This window comes from Erythrobacter sp. MTPC3, assembly GCF_042854385.1.
In the GTDB taxonomy this organism is placed as follows: domain Bacteria; phylum Pseudomonadota; class Alphaproteobacteria; order Sphingomonadales; family Sphingomonadaceae; genus Erythrobacter.
Map to the genome: position 1 here is coordinate 194,142 of NZ_BTGP01000006.1, position 21,723 is coordinate 215,864.

The following is a 21,723-nucleotide window of genomic DNA, read 5'->3' on the forward strand; positions in this document are numbered from 1 at the left end:
GAGCCCGCAACATGTCTGATGCAAACACTTCCCGCAGGGCCCCGCTGAAAAGAATGTTCGCGCCGGTCCGCGCTCTCTTCGTAAGCGATGCCTCCGCCGGCATTCTGCTGATCATTGTCGCAGCAGCGGCGATGCTGGCAGCAAATTCCCCGTTCGCAGCCGAATACAAACAGCTGTTCTACGGCGAGCTGGCCTGGACCCCGATCCCCAAGCTGGATGACCTGCACCTGTGGATCAATGACGGCCTGATGGCGATCTTCTTTTTCGTCGTCGGTCTTGAGGTGAAACGGGAGCTGGTGTCCGGCTCACTCGCCGATCCGGCTGCGCGCCGCCTGCCCATGGTGGCGGCGGCTGCGGGTATGCTTGCCCCGGCGGCGGTCTTCATCGCCGTATCGGGCGGCGGACAATATTCAAACGGTTGGGCCATCCCGGCCGCGACCGACATTGCGTTTGCGATGGGTGTTCTCGGCCTGCTTGGAAATCGTGTGCCCGCCTCATTGCGTCTGTTCCTGCTGACCGTCGCGATTGTCGACGATATCGGTGCGGTGCTGGTGATCGCGGTGTTCTATACGCCCACGATCAAGCTTGTCTGGCTGCTGATTTCCGCAGTAGTTTTCGGCATTATGCTGGCCATGAACCGGGCCAAGGTCGGATCGCTATGGCCGTATGTGCTGATGTCCGTGGTGCTATGGTATTGTGTGCTGAACACCGGTGTTCACGCAACAATTGCAGGTGTCTTGGCGGCTCTGACAATTCCGATGCAGCGCCCAGACGGCAATTCGATGCTAGAAAAACTGGAGCACAGGCTCGCCCCTTGGAGCGCCTATCTGGTCGTACCAGTCTTCGGTTTTGCCAATGCCGGCGTCTCTCTGGGCGGCATGGGTATCGAGGCATTCACCGATCCGCTGCCCATCGCCATCGCCGCAGGGCTGGTTTTGGGCAAACAGGTCGGCATCTTCTCGATCGTGTGGCTGGCGGACAAGGTCGGTTTTGCCCCCCGCCCCGCCAATGCAAGCTGGCCGGAGATCTGGGGCATTTCGATCCTGTGCGGCATCGGCTTTACGATGAGCCTGTTTATCGGCGGCCTTGCATTCCCGCAGCAGCCGATGTTCGTGGAAGAGGCAAAGATTGGCATCCTCACCGGATCGGCCATCTCTGCCGTGCTTGGCTACATCGTGCTGAGGCTGACAACGACGCACACCGATGCTGAATGCGATGATCAGGTGAACCAGCCGAGCGAAGCGTAAGCGTTCGCCCGGCGGCTCATCTACCGATCAGGCCTTACCAGCTGCCGGTGTTTTCCATGCTTGCCCACGGCTCGCGCGGCTCAAGATTGCCTTCCTGAAGCAGCTCGACCGAAATGCCGTCGGGTGATTTGACGAACGCCATGTGCCCGTCGCGCGGCGGGCGGTGGATGGTGTGTCCTGCATCGGCCAGCTTTTGACACGTCGCGTAGATGTCATCGACGCGGTATGCGAGGTGGCCGAAATTGCGCCCCCCGTCATATTGCTCGCCTTCGCTACCGTCTTCGGCGGGCCAGTTATAGGTCAGTTCAACCTCGGCGACGCCCTCCTGACCGGGGGCGGCGAGGAAGATGAGCGTGAAACGCCCGGCCTCAACGTCGAAACGGCGCACTTCCTCCAGCCCGATCAGCTTGAAAAAATCCACCGTTGCGTCGGGATCGGTGACCCGGATCATAGAGTGGAGGTATTTGACCATGTTCATCTCCCGGCAATTCAAAAACGGTTCATCGACAACCATGCACACTTCATCGCAGGAAAAGGAGGATGCGATGACAGATAACACGGACACTACAGAGGCAGACATGGTGGAGGGTAAACCTAGGCGCAAGGCAAACGTTGGATCGGCGACGCTGCGGTGGTTCGGCACAGCGGCCATAGCTTCCATGGGAATTGTCCTTGGCGGATACCTGCTCGGCGATGGATTGCTGCGCGCAAAAGAGGCTGAACGATCCGTCACAGTAAGGGGGCTGGCAGAACGGGATGTCACCGCCGACCTTGCCACATGGACGATATCGTATTCGGCCAGTTCAGCGAGCCTTGCCGAAGCGCAGGCAAAGGTGCGGCGCGACACCGCCAGTATCGAGGCATTCTTTGACGACCTTGGCTTTCCGCAAAAGGCGTTGCAGCCGACCGGTGCCAATGTTTCCAGCTACACCAATCGCGGCGTCACGACCTACACCGTCCGCCAAAGGCTGGCGCTGCGCACCGACGATATCGAACGCGCCCAGCGCGCCGTCGCCCGGCAGTTCGATCTGGTCGGACGCGGCGTATTTCTGGAGGAAGGGTCCGGCATGAGTTACACCTTCACCCGGCTCAACGATATCAAACCTGAAATGGTGGCGCAGGCGACCCGCGATGCGCGCGCATCGGCGCAGCAGTTTGCCGAGGATTCCGGCGCGGGTGTGGGCGCGATCAAAAATGCGACGCAGGGGTATTTCTCAATCGAGGCGCGCGACGGTGACAGCGGCGGCTGGGGCAAATCGGACAGTCCGTATAAAAAGGTCCGCGTCGTTACGACGGTCAATTTCTCGCTCGACTAAAAAAGGCGCGGGATCCTGGCTGATCCCGCGCCTCTTTAGAGGTCCCGCTATTCCGCTTATACGCGGATAGGGCGTTCGCTCCTGCGACTGAGCAGAATGATTAGAAGCTTGCGCTGATTGTTACGACAAAGCCGTCATCGGTGAACGTGCCAGCCGGATCAATCAGGGTATCGCCCTCAACCCCGACATAGGCCACATTCAGCGTTGCCGGACCCAGTGCCACGTCAGCACCGATCGACCAGTCGATCGCTTCGCTGTCATTGGTAAAGGTCAGGAAACCATCGGTGTAGCCGAGGTGACCGGTGATCGAAACCGGCGTGTCCGGGATGGAAAAGCCGACATCGGTATAAAGATACAGGTTGTCCGTTCCGCCGAGCGAATCCTGCTCCGGTGCATAGGCGACGCCGCCTGTGACCGAAGCCGGGCCAATCGCGAAGGACAGCGAGCCGTAGACTTCGAGGTAATCGAAATCACCGGCGCCTGCATCGGGATAGGTGTAGGCGATGAGGCCGACATCCGCCGACACACCATCGCTGAGATCGCCGCTCCAGCCGCCATAAAGGTCAAGCTCGGTCGAACCATAACCGACGGTCTGTTCATCCAGATTGGATGCCCATGTTCCAACATAAAAACCGGAGGAGTGGCTGAGGTCGAATCCGCCCTGAATGGCCAGTTCGCCATCAGTCAGTTTGACGCCGCGGAAACGGTATTCAGAGGCAAGAGCCACGTTTGCGGAAAAGGTTATCCCGCTCTCACCGCCAGCATTGCTGGCCGTGTCCGCCTCTACAGGTGCGTTTGCACGCTCTGTTGCCGGGGTCAGTGAGAGGACTGGCGCATCGGCGTCGGTTTCTTCCAGCACGGCGGCAGCGGCGATCATTTCATCGCTGAATTGCACATCGCTGGTTTTGGTATTTGTTTTCGCTTCTTCTGAAACCGTATCAGAAGCGAATGCGGGCGCAGCAGAGAACAAAAGGCCCGCGGAAAGTGTTGCAGCCGAAAGGCCGCGGATGGACGTGAGCATGACAACTTCCTTATTTATGTTGTTGCTTCGTCCCACCTGCACATCCGTCGGCCGCCATTTTTGTGGGCGATCTCATCCGAATGTGGAACAATCGTGCACACATTGCGTCTCTTACACAAGGGAAATTGCGCACGCTTCCACAAAGTCACACTCTTGTGGGATTTATGCACCACTGAAGGTGGCGGCGGAAAACGCGTACTCATTTGCCGTTCAGGGCGTCGATGCTTATGTGCACGGTCAACGCCGCGCAGTCTCGGTCCCCCAACCGATTCAACCCACTACGCAGACTACAGGGCCGCAAACGACACAGCCATGCTTACCAAGCTCCGCTCTCTCTTCGGATCGAAACCCGACGTGCCGGGTCCATCGGTCCCTGCCGGTAAACGGTATTACCTGCTAGGGGACATCCACGGGCGGCTGGATCTTTATGAAGCCCTGATCGACGCCATCGAACAAGATGATGCGCAAAGCCCGCCTGCTCAGAGCGAAGTTATCCTGCTGGGCGATCTGGTTGATCGCGGCCCGGACAGCGCAGGCGTGATCGCGCGGACCCGGCAATGGCAATCACAGCGCAGCGTCCGCGTCCTCGCTGGCAATCACGAAGACATGTTCCTCCAGTCTTTCGAGAAACCCGACATTTTGCGCCATTTCCTGAAACATGGCGGGCGCGAAACGATCATGAGCTATGGCCTGACGAAAAAACAGTTCAACGCGATGACGCTGGAAGAAATGTTTGCCTTCATCCCCCAGCTCATCCCGCAATCTGAGCGTGATTACATCGACAGTTTCGAGGAAATGATTGTCGCTGGCGATTACGTGTTTGTCCATGCGGGCATCGATCCTGCCATGCCGCTCGACCGGCAGAAACGCAGCGATCTTTTGTGGATTCGCGACCGCTTCCTCGACCACAAGGGGCCTTTGCAAAAAGTGGTCGTCCACGGCCATACGATTTTCGATGAAGTCTTGGACTGCGGCAACCGGATCGGCATTGATACCGGCGCTTTCCGGTCGGGCGTGCTGACCGCGCTCGTGCTGGAAGGTGACACGAAACGGATGCTGCAAACCAGGATGGACGGGGACGAAATCGGCGTGCTCGGCATCGCTGCCTGACAGCCGGGCCGATTGCACCTGCGAAACCGAACGCGCTTGACGGTGTTTGGAAATAGCGGTTTCGCCGCTAATCGCGAAGCCGGGCATAACGCCGATTGCAGGGAGAGGCAGCCGTGACGACATTTATCGAGGCGCTCAGCGACATCTTCGTCTTTATCATCGGGCTGGCTGTGCTTGGCCTGATTGTCCTGTTTTTCATCGACCGTTTCCAGACCGAAGACACCGTGCGCCGCAATTATCCGGTCATCGGCCGGATGCGCTACATCCTGTCAGAACTGGGCGAGTTCTTCCGCCAGTATTTCTTTGCGATGGACCGCGAGGAAATGCCGTTCAACCGCGCACAGCGCGACTGGGTGGATGATGCCTCGAAAGCAAAATCCACCAATGTAGCATTCGGTTCGACGCGCAATCTTGATCCGGTGGGAACGCCAATTTTCGTCAATTGCCCGTGGCCCACGTTGGAACGTGATGCGGAAACATCGGCGCCGCTGCGCATTGGCGATGGGGCTGCGCGCATCCCCTATGACGCGCCATCGGTGTTCAACATATCCGGCATGAGCTACGGCGCGTTGTCTACGCCCGCAATCCGCGCCTTGTCGCACGGCGCAGCAAAGGCGGAATGCTGGCTCAACACCGGCGAAGGCGGTCTTGCCCCGTACCATCTGGAGGGCGGCTGCGACCTCGTTTTCCAGATCGGTACAGCGAAATACGGCGTGCGCGACGAAGACGGCAATTTGTCGGACGAAAAGCTGCGCGAAATCGCGGCGCACGATCAGGTCCGCATGTTTGAAATCAAGCTTTCGCAAGGCGCAAAGCCGGGTAAAGGCGGCATCCTCCCCGCCTCCAAGGTGAACAAGGAAATCGCCGAGATCCGGGGCATCACACAGGGCGAGGCATCGATCTCTCCCAACCGCCATATCGACATTTCTTCAAATGACGAACTGCTCGACCAGATCGCTCATATCCGCGAAGTCACTGGCAAACCTGTCGGGTTCAAGACGGTGATGGGCGCGTATGGCTGGCTTGAGACGCTGTTTGAGGAAATCAACCGGCGCGGCCCGGAAAGCGCCCCCGATTTCATCACGGTTGATGGCGGCGATGGCGGCACGGGCGCCGCGCCGCTGCCGCTGATCGACAATGTTGGCCTAACGCTGAGAGAGGCGCTGCCGATGCTGGTCGATATCCGGGACGAGGCCGGGCTGAAAGATCGCATTCGCGTGGTCGCCAGCGGAAAACTCGTCACGCCCAGCGAAGTGGCCTGGGCTCTTTGTGCAGGGGCGGATTTTGTCATTTCAGCGCGCGGTTTCATGTTCGCGCTCGGCTGCATACAGGCGATGAAGTGCAACAAGAACACTTGCCCCACCGGCATCACAACGCACGACCCAAGTCTGCAGCGCGGGCTGGACCCGGCAAACAAGGCGGTTCGAGTTGCGAATTTCGTCAAGCAGATGCGCAAGGAAGTGGGCGTGATCGCTCACAGTGTCGGCGTGCCCAGCCCGCGCGGGATGAAACGGTATCACGTTCGGCTGGTTTGCGCCGATGGCCGGTCACGCCCTCTAGATGAGCTGTATCCCGCCGTTGGTGTCCAGCCGGGCTAAACGCCGATCCAGTGACGCCGGTTGCTGGCCTTCGACAGCCCAATAATTGCGGCAACCACCGTGATTATTCCGGCGAATATGCAGGCAATGGCGATGGATTGCGCCTCCTGCCCGCCGCGGAAATAGATGGCCGTCAGCGCCCAGCAGAAAACCGCCGCATACCATGGATTGCCACGGCTGCTGAGCACGGCAATGGCCGCGATAACTCCGCCGATTGCGACCATGATCGCCGCTGCCCACGGCACTGTGAAATTGCCGCCAATGCCGTAATAGGCGAGCGTGGCGGAGACATTCACGATGCTCGCTGCGGTCAGCCACGCGGCGAGCGCGCTGAACACCAGTGCGACGAACCACCGCTCACCGGATGAAAGGCTGCGCGCCGCGACGAGCTGGCGCAGCACCAGCAGCAATCCGCCAAGCGACACGAGAATGATGATCGCCGAAATGGCGGTTAGATTGGCGAATTGGGTGTAGGTCGCCCAGACGCCCTGCGCCGAAAGCGCAATGGCCGCTGGCCATGCAATCGCATCGACGAGCGCGTTTTTCCGCTGCGCCGGCAATGCCTGCCAGATCGCAAAAATCGCTGAGCCGAGAAACAGTGGTCCCCAGATCGCGAACGCCCAGCCCGAAGGCGTAATCAAAGTGCGCACGCTATCGGATCGGTCGCCGATAGGCTCCCCGAAACCCAGCTGCGGGAGGAATGTCGCGCCAATCTGGATCACGACTGCCAGAATTATGGCGGCGCGCTGAAACGCGCTGCGATTGGTGGCTGTATCAATTGTCATGCGCGTCCAACTGCCTTTGATTGGCGAAGTTCCGGCGTAAGGCGATCGTTCAGTCGCCCTCAGCCCGTTATAAATGTGTCAGGGGGCGTCATAAGCCGGGTTCTGTATCCGCAAACGGTATCCCGAAGGACCAGCTCTGCGGCAGCAGCCATTCATCTAGGCGGCACATTGCTGCGCGCGCTCAAGCAGCCAACCCGGGTTTCCCAGAGCGAAACGCTCCTGCCTTTCGTCCGAAGACTCTGGGCGCGAAACCCCTATTTGGCCTTGCTCCAGGTGGGGTTTACCATGCGGACGCTGTTACCAGCGCCCCGGTGCGCCTTTACCGCACCCTTTCACCCTTGCCTGTGAGGTCTCCCTCCATCGGCGGTATACTCTCTGTGGCACTTTCCCTAAGCGCCCGCCCTCACGGGCAGACACTCGGCGGGCGTTACCCGCCACCTTTGTTTCGTGGAGCCCGGACTTTCCTCGCGGCCCTAAGGCCCCGCGGCTGCCTCGGCCCCCTGACGTGGCTGCCTGTATACGAGGCGCGCAGCCTAGGGAACCCTTTGCAAAGCCGTGCCTACCGCGAAGCGCCCCTGTCGCGTTCCAGCAGCAGGTGCCACAATATCGCGCCCAGCTGGGCATCGACCTTGCCCTCGATCAATTCGGGCCGCCAACGCCGTTCAAATGCCTCGATAGCCTTGCGCCCCTCGGTGATGTCATAACCGTACCGTTCGAGCGCGAGAATAAACGCGCCTTCGTTATGGAAGGGATCGCCTTTCTCCAGCTTTTCCGGGATCGGCAGGCACAATCCGTATTCGGCCAGCCTCGGCCATGGGAACAGTTCGCCCGGATCGACTTTGCGCATCGGCGCGACATCGGAATGGCCCACCACATTGGCGCGCGGTATGTCGTATTGCTTCACAATCCGCGCGAGCAACGGGATTAGCGCATCAATCTGCGCTGACGCAAATTCGCGGTAACCGCCGCCGCGATGGCCAGGGTGATCAAGCTCGATCCCGATGCTTGCGGAATTCACGTCTTTGACCCCGCGCCAATACGATGCGCCTGCATGCCACGCGCGCTTTTCCTCGGGCACTAGGCGGATCACTTCGCCTTTTTCGGTGATAAGGTAATGCGCGGAAACCTTGGCATCGGCATCGGTCAGCCGGTTCAGCGCGTTTTCGACCGGCTTCATCTCGGTGTAATGCATCACCGCCATAGTGATTGGCATCGACCGCTCGTCGAAATTGGGAGACAGCTGCTCCCGGTGGACCAGCTCGGCATCGTCTTTTTTCGGTTCGAACGGTGTCGCCATATGTTTATCCGATCATCCCTTCCGGCTCGGGAATGACCGCGCCGAGCACCAGCGATCCCTCGCCAAGCGCGTATTGCAGCCCGCCGCCCAGCTCCTCTGCCAGCAGGGCAACCATGTGGGCCGCCGCCGTCCGGCTGGTCACTTCGGCGGCGGAAACTTCGCCTTGCAAGGCATGTCCGATCGTTTCGTCAAAGGCGATCTTCTTGCCCGTGGCACGCGCAACGATTTCCACGTTACCGTCGAGTTTTTCCGCGCCAATATCCAGCGTCCCGCCCCGGACCAGCGCCTCCAACGCGATCTGCGACAGGTTGAGCAGGACTTTAACGGCGGGTTTGGGCAGGCTGTTTTCACCAATGGCCCAGTTCAATTCGATGCGTTTGTTGTCGCCAGCCAGCGCGCCGATCACTTCCTGCGCTTCTTCGACCGGGACATTGTCGCCAAATCCACCTGCCGCACCAAAGGCGAGCCGGAAAAACTTTAGCTTATCCGTGCTGATTTTCGCGCTCTGTTCAAGCAATTCGATACAGCGTTTGCGCATTTCAGGATCTTGCTCATCGGCGAGCAATTCCAATCCGTTGGAAAGCGCCCCGACGGGCGAAAGCATGTCATGGCACAGGCGCGAACACAGCAGCGCGGCGAGATCGGTTTGCGACGTCATGCCGGCACCTCGATTACGTTTTGGAAGAAAGATGGCGACATCGGGACGGATATGTCCAGGATGCCTGGGACGGGGTAAATCATTGTTGTGGCGGTAACTATCTCGATTTCACTCGGTCAAAGTGCTTGTTTTCTAATGCCGGGAATATCCTGCGCGAACGCACCGCCAGAATTGCCCCCTGCTTTCGGAGAGGCACCCTAGCCGCTTACAACCTCGTATGAAAGCGCGCGAAAACCATCTTCGTCGTCTTGCCAGAACATCACGTCGCCGCCTGCAACAATTGCCCATATCCTGCCATCGCGCGAAGCCATCGCCCGGTCGGTGCGAGAGGGGCGCGGATCACCGGCCGGGTGGGAGTGGAAATACCCCATCAGCGCCGGACCGCCACCGCGTTCGGCGCGGTGCGCACCGATCAGCGGCTGCGGATCGATCTCGAAATGCGTTTCGGGCGATGGATGGACATTGCGGGTTTCAATCGCATCGGACAGCTCGCCGCCCCGGCCCACCAGCAATCCGCAGCATTCGCGCACACCGGCAGCATTGGCAGCGCGGACCAGCGTTTCGATCAGCGTCTGCGGAACTGGCAAATCGCCGTTTTTGGTCAGTTTCAATTGCACCCGGCCTGCCTAGGCAAAGCGGTCAAACTTGTCACTTGCGATGCCATCGCGCATGGCAAATGCGATGTCTTCTGGCAAAACCATCACCGGCACGGTTACGGCTACAGCGCGCCTCGATAAAGCGCTTGCCGATGCGACCGACCTGTCACGCGCGCGGGTGCAGGCCCTGATCGCGGCCGGTCATGTCGAGCTTGATGGGGCGGCTGCGACATCTCCTTCCGCGAAAGCTGCACCCGGCGCATTGTTCACCATCTATGTTCCGCCAGCCGCCGATGCCGAGGCTATGCCGCAGAATATCCCGCTGAATATCGCATTCGAGGACGAGCACCTTGTGGTAGTAAACAAGCCTGCGGGCATGGTGGTGCACCCGGCAGCGGGCAATCCCAACGGCACGCTGGTCAATGCCCTGCTGCATCACTGCCGCGGTCAGCTTTCCGGGATTGGCGGCGTCGCGCGCCCGGGCATCGTGCACCGGATCGACAAGGACACATCCGGCCTATTGGTGGTGGCAAAATCCGATGCTGCGCATGAGGGGCTGGCTGCGCAATTCGCCGACCATTCGATCCATCGGCGCTATCTCGCCCTGTGCGGAGGCCACCCCATCCCCGCCGCCGGGACGATTGATGAACGAATCGGCCGGAGCGATGCGAATCGCAAGAAAATGGCTGTGCTCGAAAAGAATTCCTCGCGCGGCAAACACGCAATCACCCATTATAAGGTTCTAAAGCGCCTTGATGATAGCGCCCTGATTGAATGCCGCCTTGAAACAGGCCGCACGCATCAGGTCCGCGTTCATTGTGCGTCAATTGGTCATGCGTTATTAGGAGATCCACTGTATGGGAAAACTCCCAAATCGTTGAAAAGCCTGCTTTCCGAACGGAAATTCGCCCGTCAGGCCCTGCACGCCGCCGAATTGGGTTTCGTGCATCCAATCTCTGGTGAGACCGTATCTTTCACAGCGGCCACGCCAGCAGATATGCAGGAACTTATCGACGAACTTGGGCGTTTTAATCGATGAAAGTCGCGGCAAAAGCCACGAAATCTGTTTATATGTAACCGTGTGGCCCGAAAAGCCGGATGCCCATCAGGGGTCCAGCACCCGGTGTCGACGCAAGAAAGGTTAGGACTAAAGTGAGTAAAGCAAAGACCTCCACGGTCCCGTCACTGAGCGGTGAGCAAGGCCTCAATCGCTACCTGTCGGAAATCAAGAAATACCCGGTGCTGACGGCTGAGAATGAATACATGCTCGCCAAACGGTACGCTGAACACGAAGATCCCGATGCCGCCGCGCAGCTGGTATCGAGCCACCTGAGGCTCGTCGCCAAGATCGCGATGGGTTATCGCGGATATGGCCTGCCGGTTTCCGACCTCATTTCCGAAGGGAATGTCGGGCTGATGCAGGGCGTCAAGAAATTCGAACCCGATCGCGGATTCCGCCTCGCGACCTATGCGATGTGGTGGATCAAGGCTTCGATCCAGGAATACATCCTGCGCAGCTGGTCGCTCGTCAAAATGGGCACGACCGCCGCACAGAAGAAACTGTTCTTCAACCTTCGCCGGATGAAAAAACAGCTGGAAGCATACGAAGACACCGACCTGTCGCCAGCCGACGTCAACAAGATCGCAACCGATCTGGGCGTGCCGGAACAGGAAGTCGTCAACATGAACCGCCGGATGATGATGGGCGGCGATGGTTCGCTCAACACGCCGATGCGCAATGGCGAAGACGGCAGCGGTGAATGGCAGGACTGGCTGACGGACGATGGCCCGCTACAGGATGAACTCGTCGCCGACGCTCAGGAATCCGAAGTGCGTCATGATATGCTCGTCGAGGCGATGGACAGCCTGAATGACCGCGAGAAACACATTCTTGCCGAACGCCGCCTGACGGAAAAACCGCAGACTCTCGAAGAGCTGTCGCAGGTCTATGACGTGTCGCGTGAGCGAATTCGCCAGATCGAAGTGCGCGCTTTTGAAAAGCTGCAAAAAGCCATGCAGCGCATCGCAGGAGATCGGCTGCTGCCGGGAATGGCGTAATCAGCTTTTCATGACGCTCCGACGGGGCGCCTCATTACCAAACATTGAAACGCCGGGGGGAACTTCCTCCGGCGTTTCTGTTTACAGCACCGTGCGCATTGCCCTCGTCACAACAGCACGTTTGCGCGCAGGGTCATCCGGCCCTAAATGACTGGCATGGCTCTCACCCTTGTGCGCATCCTTGCAAAAACAATCCTGTGGTTCGTCGGCATCAGCCTGATTTTGGTGGTCGCATTCAAATGGCTTCCCGTGCCTGTCACCGCGACCATGCTGATGGATGAAAACGGGATTACAAAAGACTGGGAAAGCCTCGACAATATCGACCCCAATCTGGTCGCGGCAGTCATCGCTTCCGAGGACGCCAAGTTCTGCGAGCATTGGGGTTTCGACACTGAAGCGATCGAGACAGCCATGAAAGAAAACGCGCAAGGCGGTCGGATCAGGGGCGGCTCCACAATCAGTCAGCAGACCGCGAAAAACGTGTTCCTGTGGCAAGGCGGAGGCTATTTCCGCAAAGGGCTGGAGGCGTGGTTCACGCCCCTGATTGAAACCATCTGGGGCAAGCGGCGCATTATGGAAGTCTACCTTAATGTCGCGGAAACCGGCATCGGCACCTACGGCGCGGAAGCGGGCGCACAGCGATATTTCGGAAAGTCGGCAGCCCAGCTTTCACAGCGAGAGGCCGCCCGGATGGCGGTGGCCCTGCCCAGCCCGAAGACGCGGTCTGTCACAAATCCGGGCGGATGGCTTGCGCGGTATGGCGGCACTGTCGCCTCGCGTATGAACACGGTTAAAGGTGACGGGCTCGATTCCTGCGTCTATGAGTGATCTCAATGGGTTCGGGTCACAATCATAGCCATCCCGGAAACGGGCAATCGGTCGATCAAACGCACGCCGGCGAAGCGGGCGGCGATGATTGCCACGGACTGCACAACCACCATGGTCATCATCACGCACCCGCTGATTTCGGCAATGCATTTATTATCGGCATCGCCCTGAATTCGGTGTTTGTGGTGGTCGAGGCGGCTTTCGGCTTTCTTTATGGATCAATGGCGCTGGTCGCCGATGCGGGACACAACCTTTCCGATGTTCTTGCTCTCGTGCTGGCGTGGGTTGCGAGCATAGCGGCGAAAAAACCGCCATCCGAACGCTTTACCTACGGCTATAAGAGCTCAACCATTCTGGCCGCGCTGGCAAACGCATTGCTGCTGGCGGTGGCCATTGGCGCGATCCTTTATGAAACCGCGCACCGGTTTTTTGAACCGCAAGAGCCTCAAGGTATGGTCATGGTTATTGTCGCCGGGATCGGCATTGCGATCAATGCAGGGACCGCGATGCTGTTCATGCGTGGACAGGAAGATCTCAATATTCGCGGCGCATATCTTCACATGGCGGCGGACGCGCTTGTCTCTGTCGGTGTAGTAATCGCCGGTCTTGCAATCCTGTTGAGCGGTTTTTGGTGGATAGATCCGCTGGTCAGCGTTGGAATTGTTGCGATGATTGCATGGGGCACATGGGGACTGGCGAAAGACAGCCTCAAGCTGGGCTTGCTTGCAGTTCCTGCAAGGATTGACGTGGGCAAAGTGCGCGGCCATTTGGCTGGACTTAAAGGGGTGGAAGCCGTGCACGATTTGCATATCTGGCCAATGTCGACGACCGAAACGGCGCTTACCGCGCATCTGGTGATGCCAGGTGCCCCGTGTAACGACGCGTTTCTGCATGACATCGCGCATTCACTCGAAGACAATTTCGGGATCAATCACGCGACAATCCAGGTCGAACGCGGCGATGGCACCGATTGTGAGGCCGATTGCTGATGGCCGACAGCCCTACCCCAGCCAGCAACGAAGCCCGCGAAGCGCTGCGCGCGGCAATGGTTCGCCTTGGTGAAGGGGACAGTGCAGCGCTGGAACAGATTTACTCCGCAACCCGCGTGAAACTGTTTGGAATATGCCTTCGTATCTTGGGAGATAGGAAGGAGGCGGAAGACGCCTTGCAAGACGTCTATGTGAACCTGTGGCAAAAGGCCGATCGCTACGATCCGGAACGCGCAAGCCCGATTTCGTGGCTGGCGACGTTTGCGCGCAACCGCGCAATCGACCGGCTGCGCACGGGTAAAGTGCGCGGCGGAGCTGTGCCGGTCGAAGAGGCCGCACCGCTCCCCGATGCCGCACCGCTCGCCGATCAAATAATGATCGACGGGGAACGTGCAGCGCGTGTTCACACCTGTCTTGAGACACTCGAAGACCCGGCCCGCGGCAATATCCGCGCGGCATTTTTTGATGGAAAGACTTACGCACAACTGGCCGATGCGGCGGATGTGCCACTTGGAACGATGAAAAGCTGGATACGGCGCGGCATGATGAAGCTGCGCACCTGCCTGGAGGCAGGGGAATGACTGTTGAGACCGAAATGAAGCGTGACGATGCCATGATCGCCGCGGAGTATGCGCTTGGCCTGCTTGAAGGTGAAGAGCTGCTGACCGCGCGCGGGCGTCTGGTTACGGATGACGCATTCGCGGCAGAGGTTGCCCAGTGGGAAGACCGGCTTGCGCCGCTGCTCGATGAAGTCGCCCCGATGGTGCCCAGCGCTGAACTTTGGGCGCGAATCGAAGCCCGTGTGAAAGCGCAGCAATCGGCGCAGGCTGTTGGCGGCACCGCTGTTGACGGGTTGGCCAGTCCCAACGTCATTGCCCTCAATGCCAAAGTGCGGCGCTGGCAGTGGACCGCAGGCCTTACATCTGCAGCGGCGGCTCTCGCGCTGGCCCTGCTCGCCTTTGCACCTTCAGAGACTTCTGTAGTCGCCCCGGCTGGCACCGAAACGCCTCGCCTCGCCAGTGCTGATCCGCTGGTCGCGCAGGTTCCCATTGGGGAAACCGGATTGCGGCTCGACGTGACCTATATTCCCGAGACCGAGGAAATGCTGGTTGGCGCGATTGGCCTCACGGCCGACGGCGTGCACGATCACGAACTGTGGCTGGTGCCCGCTGATGGCAGCGATTTGCAATCGCTGGGCGTCGTAACTCCGGGCGAAGTGCGCGCGATGGATTTGCCGGATGAGGTTGCCCGCAACCTTGGCGATGGTGTGCAATTGCTGCTTACCCGTGAACCGATTGGCGGAAAGCCAGAAGGTGTCGGCGCAGGCCCGGTTGTGGCCGAAGGTGCCTTCTCTCAGGTTTGACATAACCGGATGCGCCGTGCTGTCTCAGGCGTTAATACGCTATTTCATAACGATATTTTTGGAAATCGGAATCTTTTTCGCATCCGATTTTGAAAGGGCCGCGTAGCTCCACATGCAAGATCCGGGAGGGGCTTGCAGACAAAGGAGATACCAATGCCTGTGACCCCGAAGACTATCAAAGCCGCTGCGTTTGCAGCTCTCGCCGCGACTGCCGGACTTTCTGCAATTGGCGCCGCGCCAGTATCAGCCCACCACCACAACACGCCTGCGGCATCCGCGCCGAACATCGTCGAAACCGCGCAGAGCACCGGCGTGCACACCACACTCGTGGCCGCAGTTCAGGCCGCCGGCCTTGTCGATACACTCGCCAGCCCCGGTCCATTCACCGTGTTCGCGCCGACCGACACAGCTTTCGCCAAGCTGCCAGAAGGCACCGTCGCCACGCTGGTGAAGCCGGAAAACCGCGGCACCCTGACAGGTATTCTCACCTATCACGCTGTTGCGGGTAACGTAACGAGCAGCGATCTCGTCGCGCTCATCAACAAGCACGGCGGCAGCGCCACGATTGACACTGTCGCTGGCGGTAAGCTCACCGCGCGCCTCGCCGGTGATACAATCATCATCACTGATGCAAAGGGCCGCCCCACGGCCGTCACGCAGGCAGATGTATCGACCTCAAACGGCACGATCCACGTGACCGATGGAGTGTTCCTGCCAGCCTGATCCCGCTGCAATAGAATTTTTCGCGTCGTTCCAAGTCCCCTACCCCTCCCATCCGGAGCGACGCAAAAACCACCCCGTCCGGCCACTTTCCTCCAGGCCGGGCGGGGTTTTTTCTGCAATTCAGCGAGGAAGCCAGCGAGCCATCTTTGCCCGCAGGATCGCGGTGAGTTCTGGGTCCATATATGCGTAATCGTCCGGGATGCCCAACACGGCGATGTGCGTGTCTTTTAACGCCCCGGCATGCGCTGCCTGCAATTTGCGGCGGTGCTCTCGCTCCATCACAAAAATGATGTCAGCCCATTCGATCAGCTCATCGGACACCCGCTCGTCTGCGTCACGGTTCACCCCGGCGGACAGCACGGCAATGCCGGACGTATCCGCGAAAATCGCCTCAGCCGTTGGACTTCGCAGGCGGTTCTTTCCGCAGACGAATAGAAAATTGCGCCGCCGTGAGCGGTCCGCCTCACTCCTGCCCACGCGCCCAGCGGGTCGTCAGCCAAAGGATGAACGCCTGCGCGCCGATAATGATGGTGCTCATCAGGACGACAGCATCGTCAGGGTCACCGTTGATCTGATTTTCAGGCAAGGTCGCAAGCAGGCTAATTACAAGCGTGATCAACGCGATAAAAATCACCGGGGTCAGCCATATCATCAGCCGACGCGATGCAAAACGGGTTGGTTTTCCCGCACCATTGAAATGCGCGGGCAGTCTGTCGAAGCTGGCAAAACGCTTTTCAGCCCAAAGCCCTGATAAGATCAGCAGCAAAGAAGCAGCGGCGGCGACCAGTAAGGCGCCGCCGGATACCATTTAGGCCGCTTCTTCTTTTTCGCCGTCATCGTCGTTCGCCACGACGCGGATCGGGTCTTTCTTACCCGCCACGACTTCATCGTCGATCACGATTTCACTGACATCATTCATGTCGGGCAGATCGAACATCGTATCGAGCAAAATGCCTTCGACGATAGACCGCAGGCCGCGTGCGCCGGTTTTACGAAGGATTGCACGCTCAGCGATGGCTTTCAGGGCTTCATCGGTGAAAGTAAGCTCGACGTCTTCAAGTTCAAACAGCTTGCGATACTGCTTCACCAAGGCGTTCTTCGGCTCTTGCAGGATCGTGACCAGCGCATCGACATCGAGGTCGTGCAGGGTCGCGATGACCGGCAGACGGCCCACAAATTCCGGGATCAGGCCAAACTTCAGCAGATCTTCCGGCTCGCTCTTTTCGAGCAGTTCGCCAACTTTGCGCTTGTCAGGATCGGCCACATGCGCGCCAAACCCGATGGAGCGTTTTTGCAGACGGTCCGCGATAATCTTGTCGAGACCGGCAAACGCGCCGCCACAAATAAACAGGATGTTCGTTGTATCGACCTGCAAAAATTCCTGTTGCGGGTGTTTGCGTCCGCCCTGCGGCGGTACAGAGGCGGTGGTGCCTTCCATCAGTTTCAGCAGAGCCTGCTGCACGCCCTCACCCGACACGTCGCGCGTGATCGAAGGATTTTCGGCCTTGCGGGTAATCTTGTCGATTTCGTCGATGTACACGATGCCGTGCTGCGCTTTTTCTACGTTGTAATCGCTCGATTGCAGCAGTTTGAGAATGATGTTTTCGACATCTTCACCGACGTAACCCGCCTCTGTCAGCGTGGTCGCATCGGCCATCGTGAAGGGCACGTCAAATGTGCGCGCCAGGGTCTGCGCCAACAGGGTCTTACCCGTACCGGTCGGCCCGACGAGAAGGATGTTGGATTTCGCCAGCTCAACGTCGCCGCCCGATTTGCCAGAATGTTTCAGGCGCTTGTAATGGTTGTGAACTGCGACGGACAAGTTCCGTTTCGCGCTGTTCTGGCCGATTACATAATCATTCAGCGTTTCGAAGATCTCACGCGGGCTGGGGACTTCGCCCTCTTTCTTGCCTGCAATGCCCGCTTTCGTCTCTTCGCGGATTATGTCGTTACACAGCTCAACGCATTCATCGCAGATGAAGACGGTGGGGCCTGCAATAAGCTTGCGCACCTCGTGTTGCGACTTCCCACAGAAGCTGCAGTAGAGAGTGCTTTTGCTGTCAGATCCGCTCAATTTGGTCATCCTGTTATCCTCGAATCCCCTTGCCGAAAGGACGCAAAGCGCCTTGGGGGATTCGCCGAGTGTAGTTTCGACTCCAGATGAATCAACTCATGGAGGCGTATTTTGGCCCGCGAGGGCAATAGTTTTCTAACCTTTTTCGCGGGCCAATGCTGTTCTTGTTCACCCATGGGATGGGCCGCAAGGCGCAGTCGCCCGTTATTCGGGCGCGCCGCCGGAGCCTTTTTCATCGTCAGATTCTTCATTTTCCGGCCGGGTTTCAAAAACCTTATCGACCAGACCAAACTTTTTCGCTTCCTCCGCTTCGAGGAAGGTATCGCGGTCCATCGCTTTCTCGATTTCCTCAAGGCTGCGACCAGTGTATTTGACATAGAGATCGTTCATGCGGGTGCGAATGCGAAGGATCTCGCGCGCTTGGATCTCGATATCGGATGCCATACCGCGCGCACCGCCTGATGGCTGGTGAACCATGATGCGGGCATTCGGCAGGGCCACGCGCATACCCGGCTCACCTGCGGCGAGCAGGAAGCTCCCCATCGATGCAGCCTGACCCATGCAGACGGTCGAAACGCGCGGTTTGATGTATTGCATCGTGTCATGGATCGCCATGCCGGCCGTTACCACGCCGCCGGGCGAGTTGATGTACATCGAAATCGGCTTTGATGGATTTTCGCTTTCAAGGAACAGCAGCTGCGCCGTGATCAGCGAAGCCATGCCGTCCTCGACCTGGCCGGTTACAAACACGATGCGTTCGCGCAGCAGGCGGCTGAAAATATCGAAACTGCGTTCGCCCCGGCTGGTCTGCTCCACCACCATCGGCACCAGTGCACCGGTGAGCGGGTCAGTCGTGAATTGGCCTTGCGTGCCGTGGGTTTCGCCGGAATTGCCGAACAGGTCGATCATATGGGATTGTTCCTCTTGAATATCGGATACGCAATGTCGGGGCAGGCAATGCCGGATTCAAGGGCTTTAACCTTTCCAGCATCAATCATCTGGGGGAAAGCTGCCCGCCAGAACCCAGTGCGCCCGCCTGCTGTCCTTTCGGTGGGCTATGCGGTGAGCCGAAGAAGGCGGCGATAACGCCCGGCTGGCGGCGGACCGCCTCGACATCGGTTTTGCCGTTGAACAGCAGCCTCAGCAGCCCGAAACGGCGGATCAGCAATTCGTGGATAGCGATCACCGTCACAGCTGCACCGATGGTGACCAGGCCGAATTCAATCCAGATCGGCCAATCCGCCGCCGTGAATGCTTGTCCGTAAATATAAACGAAGCAGTGGTGGAACAGATACATCGACAAGGCGCAGTCGGCCAGCCAGCGCGTGCGCGGACCGCCTTCGCTGAAGAATCGGTGAAAGAACTGGAGGATGAACAGCACCAGCGTCCAGATCGCCAGCTGGTTCAAAAACAACATGCCCAGCCCCACGGCAAAGCTTTGCTGTGTGTCGGGATAAGGCTGGATGATCAGTGCCGCAGCGGCAGCGAAAGGCATCCATGCGCGCCATTTGAACAGCGCGGCGAGCAGACGGGGCGATAATGCCGCCATGACGCCAACCACGAAAAACGGGAATTCCGAGGTCAGTTTGTAAAGGCTCTGAAAGCCGGGAAAGATCAGATCGTATCCACCCGGAACCATCGCCGCAGCAGAATAATTGGCGGTATTCCCTGCCGCCAACACTAGCAGCGCAAATCCAAAAGCGAGACTGCCGGAAATCCACACTGCAAACCTGTCAGCCAGTGTTGCGGCCAAGGAGCGGATACGCGCGTCCTTTGGCAAAATCACTTGAACCAGCGCCGCGAGCAGGAACATGGGCAGCAAGCTGACCAAAAACCAGAGGTGCAATTGCCAGGTGCCATCTGCCCAAATGCTCACGAAAGCGGGGCTGGAAACCCAATCCAGCACAGAGCCCTCGCCGCCTGCATCCCCCCAGCGCAGATAATGCTCCAACATGTTGAAAGTAAGCGCAACTGCGATCAGCGGCACGGCGCTGCGCAGGAACCGGTTCCAGAGGAAATCACCCGGCGTGCGGCGCGTGAGGAGCAGAACCGCGAAGAAACCGCCGACGAAAAAGAACGTCGGGGTGACAAACAAATGGAAGCCGAAGATAAGCCAGTCAAAGAAATCTGCGCGGGCTGTATTGGCCGTGATCCAGGGCCGCGCAGGCGCATAAACCGTGCCCGCATGAAGAGCGACCGACAGGAACATCAGCACAGAACGCGCACCATCAATATCGTGATAGTGCTTTCGCGCCTCGGGCTGTGTGGCTGTTTCGGCAGCTTGCATCGTCATCCAATAAAAATCGGCCGGTTCGGAGCATGCGCGTCTAACCACCGCCCCGTCATCCTCAATGACAGCAAATCATGCGTCCATTATTGAGACGTAGCCCTTCCAAAAGGTTACCCGCCTTTCGCGCGACGGCCTCTTGCAGAGCGAAGAAATTCGCGCAATCACTCCGGCATGAGCGCAAAAATCACCGCATCGCAGGATGGCCACCGGACGCTGGCCTTCATTCTTTCCGCTTCGATCGCCGCCAGTGCTGGCGCGGCTATGGCAAAACAAAGCGCGTCAGACGAGCAAGGCGATACGGTTGCAGTCGACACCAGTTCCTTTGCCGAGGCGCATGCGGTCGAGGAATACATACTTAGAATTCAGGCACTGGATGATGCCGGTCCGCAGCTGAATGCGGTGATCGATTACAATCCCGATGCGCCGATGGAGGCGCGCACGCTCGTCACGACAGGATTGCTGCGCGGACGCAGTGTGCTGGTCAAGGACAACATCGAAACGCGCGAATTTGCGACCACAGCCGGCAGTTATGCCCTTGCAAACAACCGTACCGGCCGTGACGCGCCGCTCATCGCCAATCTTCGCGCAGCGGGCGGCGTGGTTCTGGGCAAAACCAACCTTTCCGAATGGGCTAACATCCGGTCCAACGATTCCACCAGCGGGTGGAGCGCAATTGGCGGACTTACGCGCAACCCCTACGCAATTGATCGCAACACCTGCGGCTCGTCATCCGGCAGCGGTGCGGCAATTGCGGCAGGGTTTGCGTGGGGCGCGATTGGTACGGAAACCAATGGCTCGATTACATGCCCGGCCTCGATCAACGGGGTCGTCGGTTTCAAGCCGAGCGTCGGATTGGTCAGCCGCACCCATGTCGTGCCGATTTCCAGCACGCAGGACACCGCCGGTCCGATGACCCAGACAGTGTACGACGCGGCGTTATTGCTTAGCGCGATTGCTGGCGAAGACCCCGCCGATGCTTCCACCATCGGCGCGCCGCGCTTGGCGAATTACACAGCCGGCCTCGAAGCTGCTTCGTTAGAAGGGGTGCGGATCGGCGTGATGCGTAGCCAGATTGGCAGCCGTGAAGATGTGGCGCAGGTGTTTGACGGCGCGCTCGCCGATATGCAGCGGGCAGGCGCTGTACTGGTCGATATCGAATTTGAACCCAACGGCGAGATGTTCCGCGACAGCTACACCGTGCTGCTGTTCGAGCTGCGCGAAGAGATGGGCAAATACCTCTCGTCCATTCCGGCGATGGAGGGCCAGCCGACGCCGCGCAGTCTTGCAGACCTTATCGCTTTCAATGAGGCCAATGCTGCGGTCGAAATGCGTTGGTTCGATCAGGGAATTTTCGAAACCGCCGAAAGCACGACTGACCGCGAAGCCTATGAGAAAGCGCGCGAAAACGCAGTCAGGATCGCAGGGGCGGAAACGCTCGACACGCTGCTGGCCGAAAACAACGTGCAATTCCTCGTTGCCCCCACACGCGGTCCGGCATGGGTGAGCGATTTGGTGGTTGGCGACAATTTCAACGGCTCCATCGGCTTCGGCTCACCAGCCGCAATTGCCGGTTATCCGCATCTGACCGTGCCGATGGGCGCGGTCGAGGGACTGCCCGTTGGCATCAGTTTCTTCGGAGCGAAATGGGAAGACCACGCGGTGCTGAAAGCGGGCGCTGCATATGAAAAGGCGCGGACAGCCACCCTGCCCGCGCCTTCATTCAAACGCTGGAAACCGGCGAAGGAGTAAGCCCGCGCCGTTTTCCGGTTG

Annotated in this window: 23 protein-coding genes and 1 other RNA gene; 12 read left to right on the forward strand and 12 right to left on the reverse strand. The window is 59.0% G+C overall.

What is annotated here, in order from left to right:
* The first annotated feature begins 53 nt into the window (after positions 1-53).
* A complete protein-coding gene (gene nhaA / locus ACGHU1_RS10235; RefSeq protein WP_390586513.1) occupies positions 54-1,247 on the forward strand; it encodes a Na+/H+ antiporter NhaA in 1,194 nt (397 codons plus the stop codon).
* A gap of 34 nt (positions 1,248-1,281) precedes the next feature.
* Here nhaA and ACGHU1_RS10240 read toward each other — a convergent pair whose 3' ends face one another.
* Positions 1,282-1,719: a VOC family protein gene (locus ACGHU1_RS10240; RefSeq protein WP_390586515.1), complete on the reverse strand. Its 438-nt coding sequence runs from the start codon at positions 1,717-1,719 to the stop codon at positions 1,282-1,284.
* A 187-nt stretch (positions 1,720-1,906) separates the two neighbouring features.
* Between ACGHU1_RS10240 and ACGHU1_RS10245 the strand changes: the two genes are divergently transcribed.
* Positions 1,907-2,563: an SIMPL domain-containing protein gene (locus tag ACGHU1_RS10245; protein ID WP_390586631.1), complete on the forward strand. Its 657-nt coding sequence runs from the start codon at positions 1,907-1,909 to the stop codon at positions 2,561-2,563.
* A 100-nt stretch (positions 2,564-2,663) separates the two neighbouring features.
* On the opposite strand, the gene ACGHU1_RS10250 is transcribed toward ACGHU1_RS10245, so the two are convergent.
* Positions 2,664-3,584, reverse strand: coding sequence for a TorF family putative porin (locus ACGHU1_RS10250; RefSeq protein ID WP_390586518.1), 921 nt, complete (start codon positions 3,582-3,584; stop codon positions 2,664-2,666).
* A gap of 312 nt (positions 3,585-3,896) precedes the next feature.
* On the opposite strand from ACGHU1_RS10250, the gene ACGHU1_RS10255 reads away from it, so the two are divergent.
* Together ACGHU1_RS10255 and ACGHU1_RS10260 are read left to right on the forward strand one after the other, a co-directional pair.
* Positions 3,897-4,694, forward strand: a complete 798-nt coding sequence (locus ACGHU1_RS10255; RefSeq protein ID WP_390586521.1) for a metallophosphoesterase family protein — start codon at positions 3,897-3,899, stop codon at positions 4,692-4,694.
* A 113-nt stretch (positions 4,695-4,807) separates the two neighbouring features.
* Entirely contained in the window at positions 4,808-6,292 is a 1,485-nt protein-coding gene (locus ACGHU1_RS10260) for an FMN-binding glutamate synthase family protein (protein ID WP_390586524.1), read from the forward strand.
* Here the strand turns inward: ACGHU1_RS10260 and ACGHU1_RS10265 are convergent.
* The 5 genes from ACGHU1_RS10265 to ACGHU1_RS10285 all read right to left on the reverse strand — a co-directional run bounded on the left by ACGHU1_RS10265 (position 6,289) and on the right by ACGHU1_RS10285 (position 9,643).
* Positions 6,289-7,077: a hypothetical protein gene (locus tag ACGHU1_RS10265; RefSeq protein WP_390586526.1), complete on the reverse strand. Its 789-nt coding sequence runs from the start codon at positions 7,075-7,077 to the stop codon at positions 6,289-6,291. The two genes, ACGHU1_RS10260 and ACGHU1_RS10265, sit on opposite strands and share 4 nt — an antisense overlap.
* A gap of 75 nt (positions 7,078-7,152) precedes the next feature.
* Positions 7,153-7,580: RNase P RNA component class A (gene rnpB, locus ACGHU1_RS10270), an RNA gene on the reverse strand.
* A 56-nt stretch (positions 7,581-7,636) separates the two neighbouring features.
* Positions 7,637-8,374: an N-acetylmuramoyl-L-alanine amidase gene (locus ACGHU1_RS10275; protein WP_390586529.1), complete on the reverse strand. Its 738-nt coding sequence runs from the start codon at positions 8,372-8,374 to the stop codon at positions 7,637-7,639.
* Between the two features lie 4 nt (positions 8,375-8,378).
* The gene (locus ACGHU1_RS10280; RefSeq protein WP_390586532.1) at positions 8,379-9,032 is read right to left on the reverse strand and encodes a histidine phosphotransferase family protein; all 654 of its coding nucleotides are present in this window, start codon (positions 9,030-9,032) and stop codon (positions 8,379-8,381) included.
* A 197-nt stretch (positions 9,033-9,229) separates the two neighbouring features.
* Complete coding sequence (locus tag ACGHU1_RS10285; RefSeq protein WP_390586535.1) at positions 9,230-9,643, reverse strand: Mov34/MPN/PAD-1 family protein; 414 nt, start codon at positions 9,641-9,643, stop codon at positions 9,230-9,232.
* 70 nt (positions 9,644-9,713) lie between these two features.
* On the opposite strand from ACGHU1_RS10285, the gene ACGHU1_RS10290 reads away from it, so the two are divergent.
* The 7 genes from ACGHU1_RS10290 to ACGHU1_RS10320 all read left to right on the forward strand — a co-directional run bounded on the left by ACGHU1_RS10290 (position 9,714) and on the right by ACGHU1_RS10320 (position 15,589).
* Complete coding sequence (locus tag ACGHU1_RS10290) at positions 9,714-10,667, forward strand: RluA family pseudouridine synthase (RefSeq protein ID WP_390586537.1); 954 nt, start codon at positions 9,714-9,716, stop codon at positions 10,665-10,667.
* Positions 10,668-10,780: 113 nt separating this feature from the next.
* Positions 10,781-11,686, forward strand: a complete 906-nt coding sequence (gene rpoH / locus ACGHU1_RS10295; RefSeq protein WP_390586540.1) for an RNA polymerase sigma factor RpoH — start codon at positions 10,781-10,783, stop codon at positions 11,684-11,686.
* A gap of 156 nt (positions 11,687-11,842) precedes the next feature.
* The gene (mtgA, locus tag ACGHU1_RS10300) at positions 11,843-12,514 is read left to right on the forward strand and encodes a monofunctional biosynthetic peptidoglycan transglycosylase (RefSeq protein WP_390586543.1); all 672 of its coding nucleotides are present in this window, start codon (positions 11,843-11,845) and stop codon (positions 12,512-12,514) included.
* Positions 12,515-12,519: 5 nt separating this feature from the next.
* Positions 12,520-13,503: a cation diffusion facilitator family transporter gene (locus ACGHU1_RS10305; RefSeq protein WP_390586546.1), complete on the forward strand. Its 984-nt coding sequence runs from the start codon at positions 12,520-12,522 to the stop codon at positions 13,501-13,503.
* A complete protein-coding gene (locus tag ACGHU1_RS10310; RefSeq protein ID WP_390586548.1) occupies positions 13,503-14,084 on the forward strand; it encodes a sigma-70 family RNA polymerase sigma factor in 582 nt (193 codons plus the stop codon). The genes ACGHU1_RS10305 and ACGHU1_RS10310 overlap by 1 nt, the downstream gene beginning before the upstream one ends.
* Complete coding sequence (locus ACGHU1_RS10315; RefSeq protein WP_390586551.1) at positions 14,081-14,866, forward strand: hypothetical protein; 786 nt, start codon at positions 14,081-14,083, stop codon at positions 14,864-14,866. The genes ACGHU1_RS10310 and ACGHU1_RS10315 overlap by 4 nt, the downstream gene beginning before the upstream one ends.
* A 153-nt stretch (positions 14,867-15,019) precedes the next feature.
* Positions 15,020-15,589 (forward strand): fasciclin domain-containing protein, encoded by a 570-nt coding sequence (locus ACGHU1_RS10320; RefSeq protein ID WP_390586552.1) that lies wholly within the window; start codon positions 15,020-15,022, stop codon positions 15,587-15,589.
* A 120-nt stretch (positions 15,590-15,709) separates the two neighbouring features.
* On the opposite strand, the gene ACGHU1_RS10325 is transcribed toward ACGHU1_RS10320, so the two are convergent.
* The 5 genes from ACGHU1_RS10325 to ACGHU1_RS10345 all read right to left on the reverse strand — a co-directional run bounded on the left by ACGHU1_RS10325 (position 15,710) and on the right by ACGHU1_RS10345 (position 19,956).
* Positions 15,710-16,066: a low molecular weight protein tyrosine phosphatase family protein gene (locus tag ACGHU1_RS10325; RefSeq protein ID WP_390586554.1), complete on the reverse strand. Its 357-nt coding sequence runs from the start codon at positions 16,064-16,066 to the stop codon at positions 15,710-15,712.
* Entirely contained in the window at positions 16,053-16,397 is a 345-nt protein-coding gene (locus ACGHU1_RS10330) for a DUF1648 domain-containing protein (protein WP_390586557.1), read from the reverse strand. Before ACGHU1_RS10330 ends, ACGHU1_RS10325 begins: the two co-directional genes overlap by 14 nt.
* The gene (gene clpX, locus ACGHU1_RS10335; RefSeq protein ID WP_390586560.1) at positions 16,398-17,672 is read right to left on the reverse strand and encodes an ATP-dependent Clp protease ATP-binding subunit ClpX; all 1,275 of its coding nucleotides are present in this window, start codon (positions 17,670-17,672) and stop codon (positions 16,398-16,400) included.
* Positions 17,673-17,867: 195 nt separating this feature from the next.
* The gene (locus tag ACGHU1_RS10340) at positions 17,868-18,572 is read right to left on the reverse strand and encodes an ATP-dependent Clp protease proteolytic subunit (RefSeq protein ID WP_390586563.1); all 705 of its coding nucleotides are present in this window, start codon (positions 18,570-18,572) and stop codon (positions 17,868-17,870) included.
* Between the two features lie 85 nt (positions 18,573-18,657).
* Complete coding sequence (locus ACGHU1_RS10345; RefSeq protein WP_390586566.1) at positions 18,658-19,956, reverse strand: acyltransferase family protein; 1,299 nt, start codon at positions 19,954-19,956, stop codon at positions 18,658-18,660.
* Between the two features lie 168 nt (positions 19,957-20,124).
* Between ACGHU1_RS10345 and ACGHU1_RS10350 the strand changes: the two genes are divergently transcribed.
* Positions 20,125-21,702 (forward strand): amidase, encoded by a 1,578-nt coding sequence (locus tag ACGHU1_RS10350; RefSeq protein ID WP_390586569.1) that lies wholly within the window; start codon positions 20,125-20,127, stop codon positions 21,700-21,702.
* Positions 21,703-21,723: the final 21 nt, after the last annotated feature.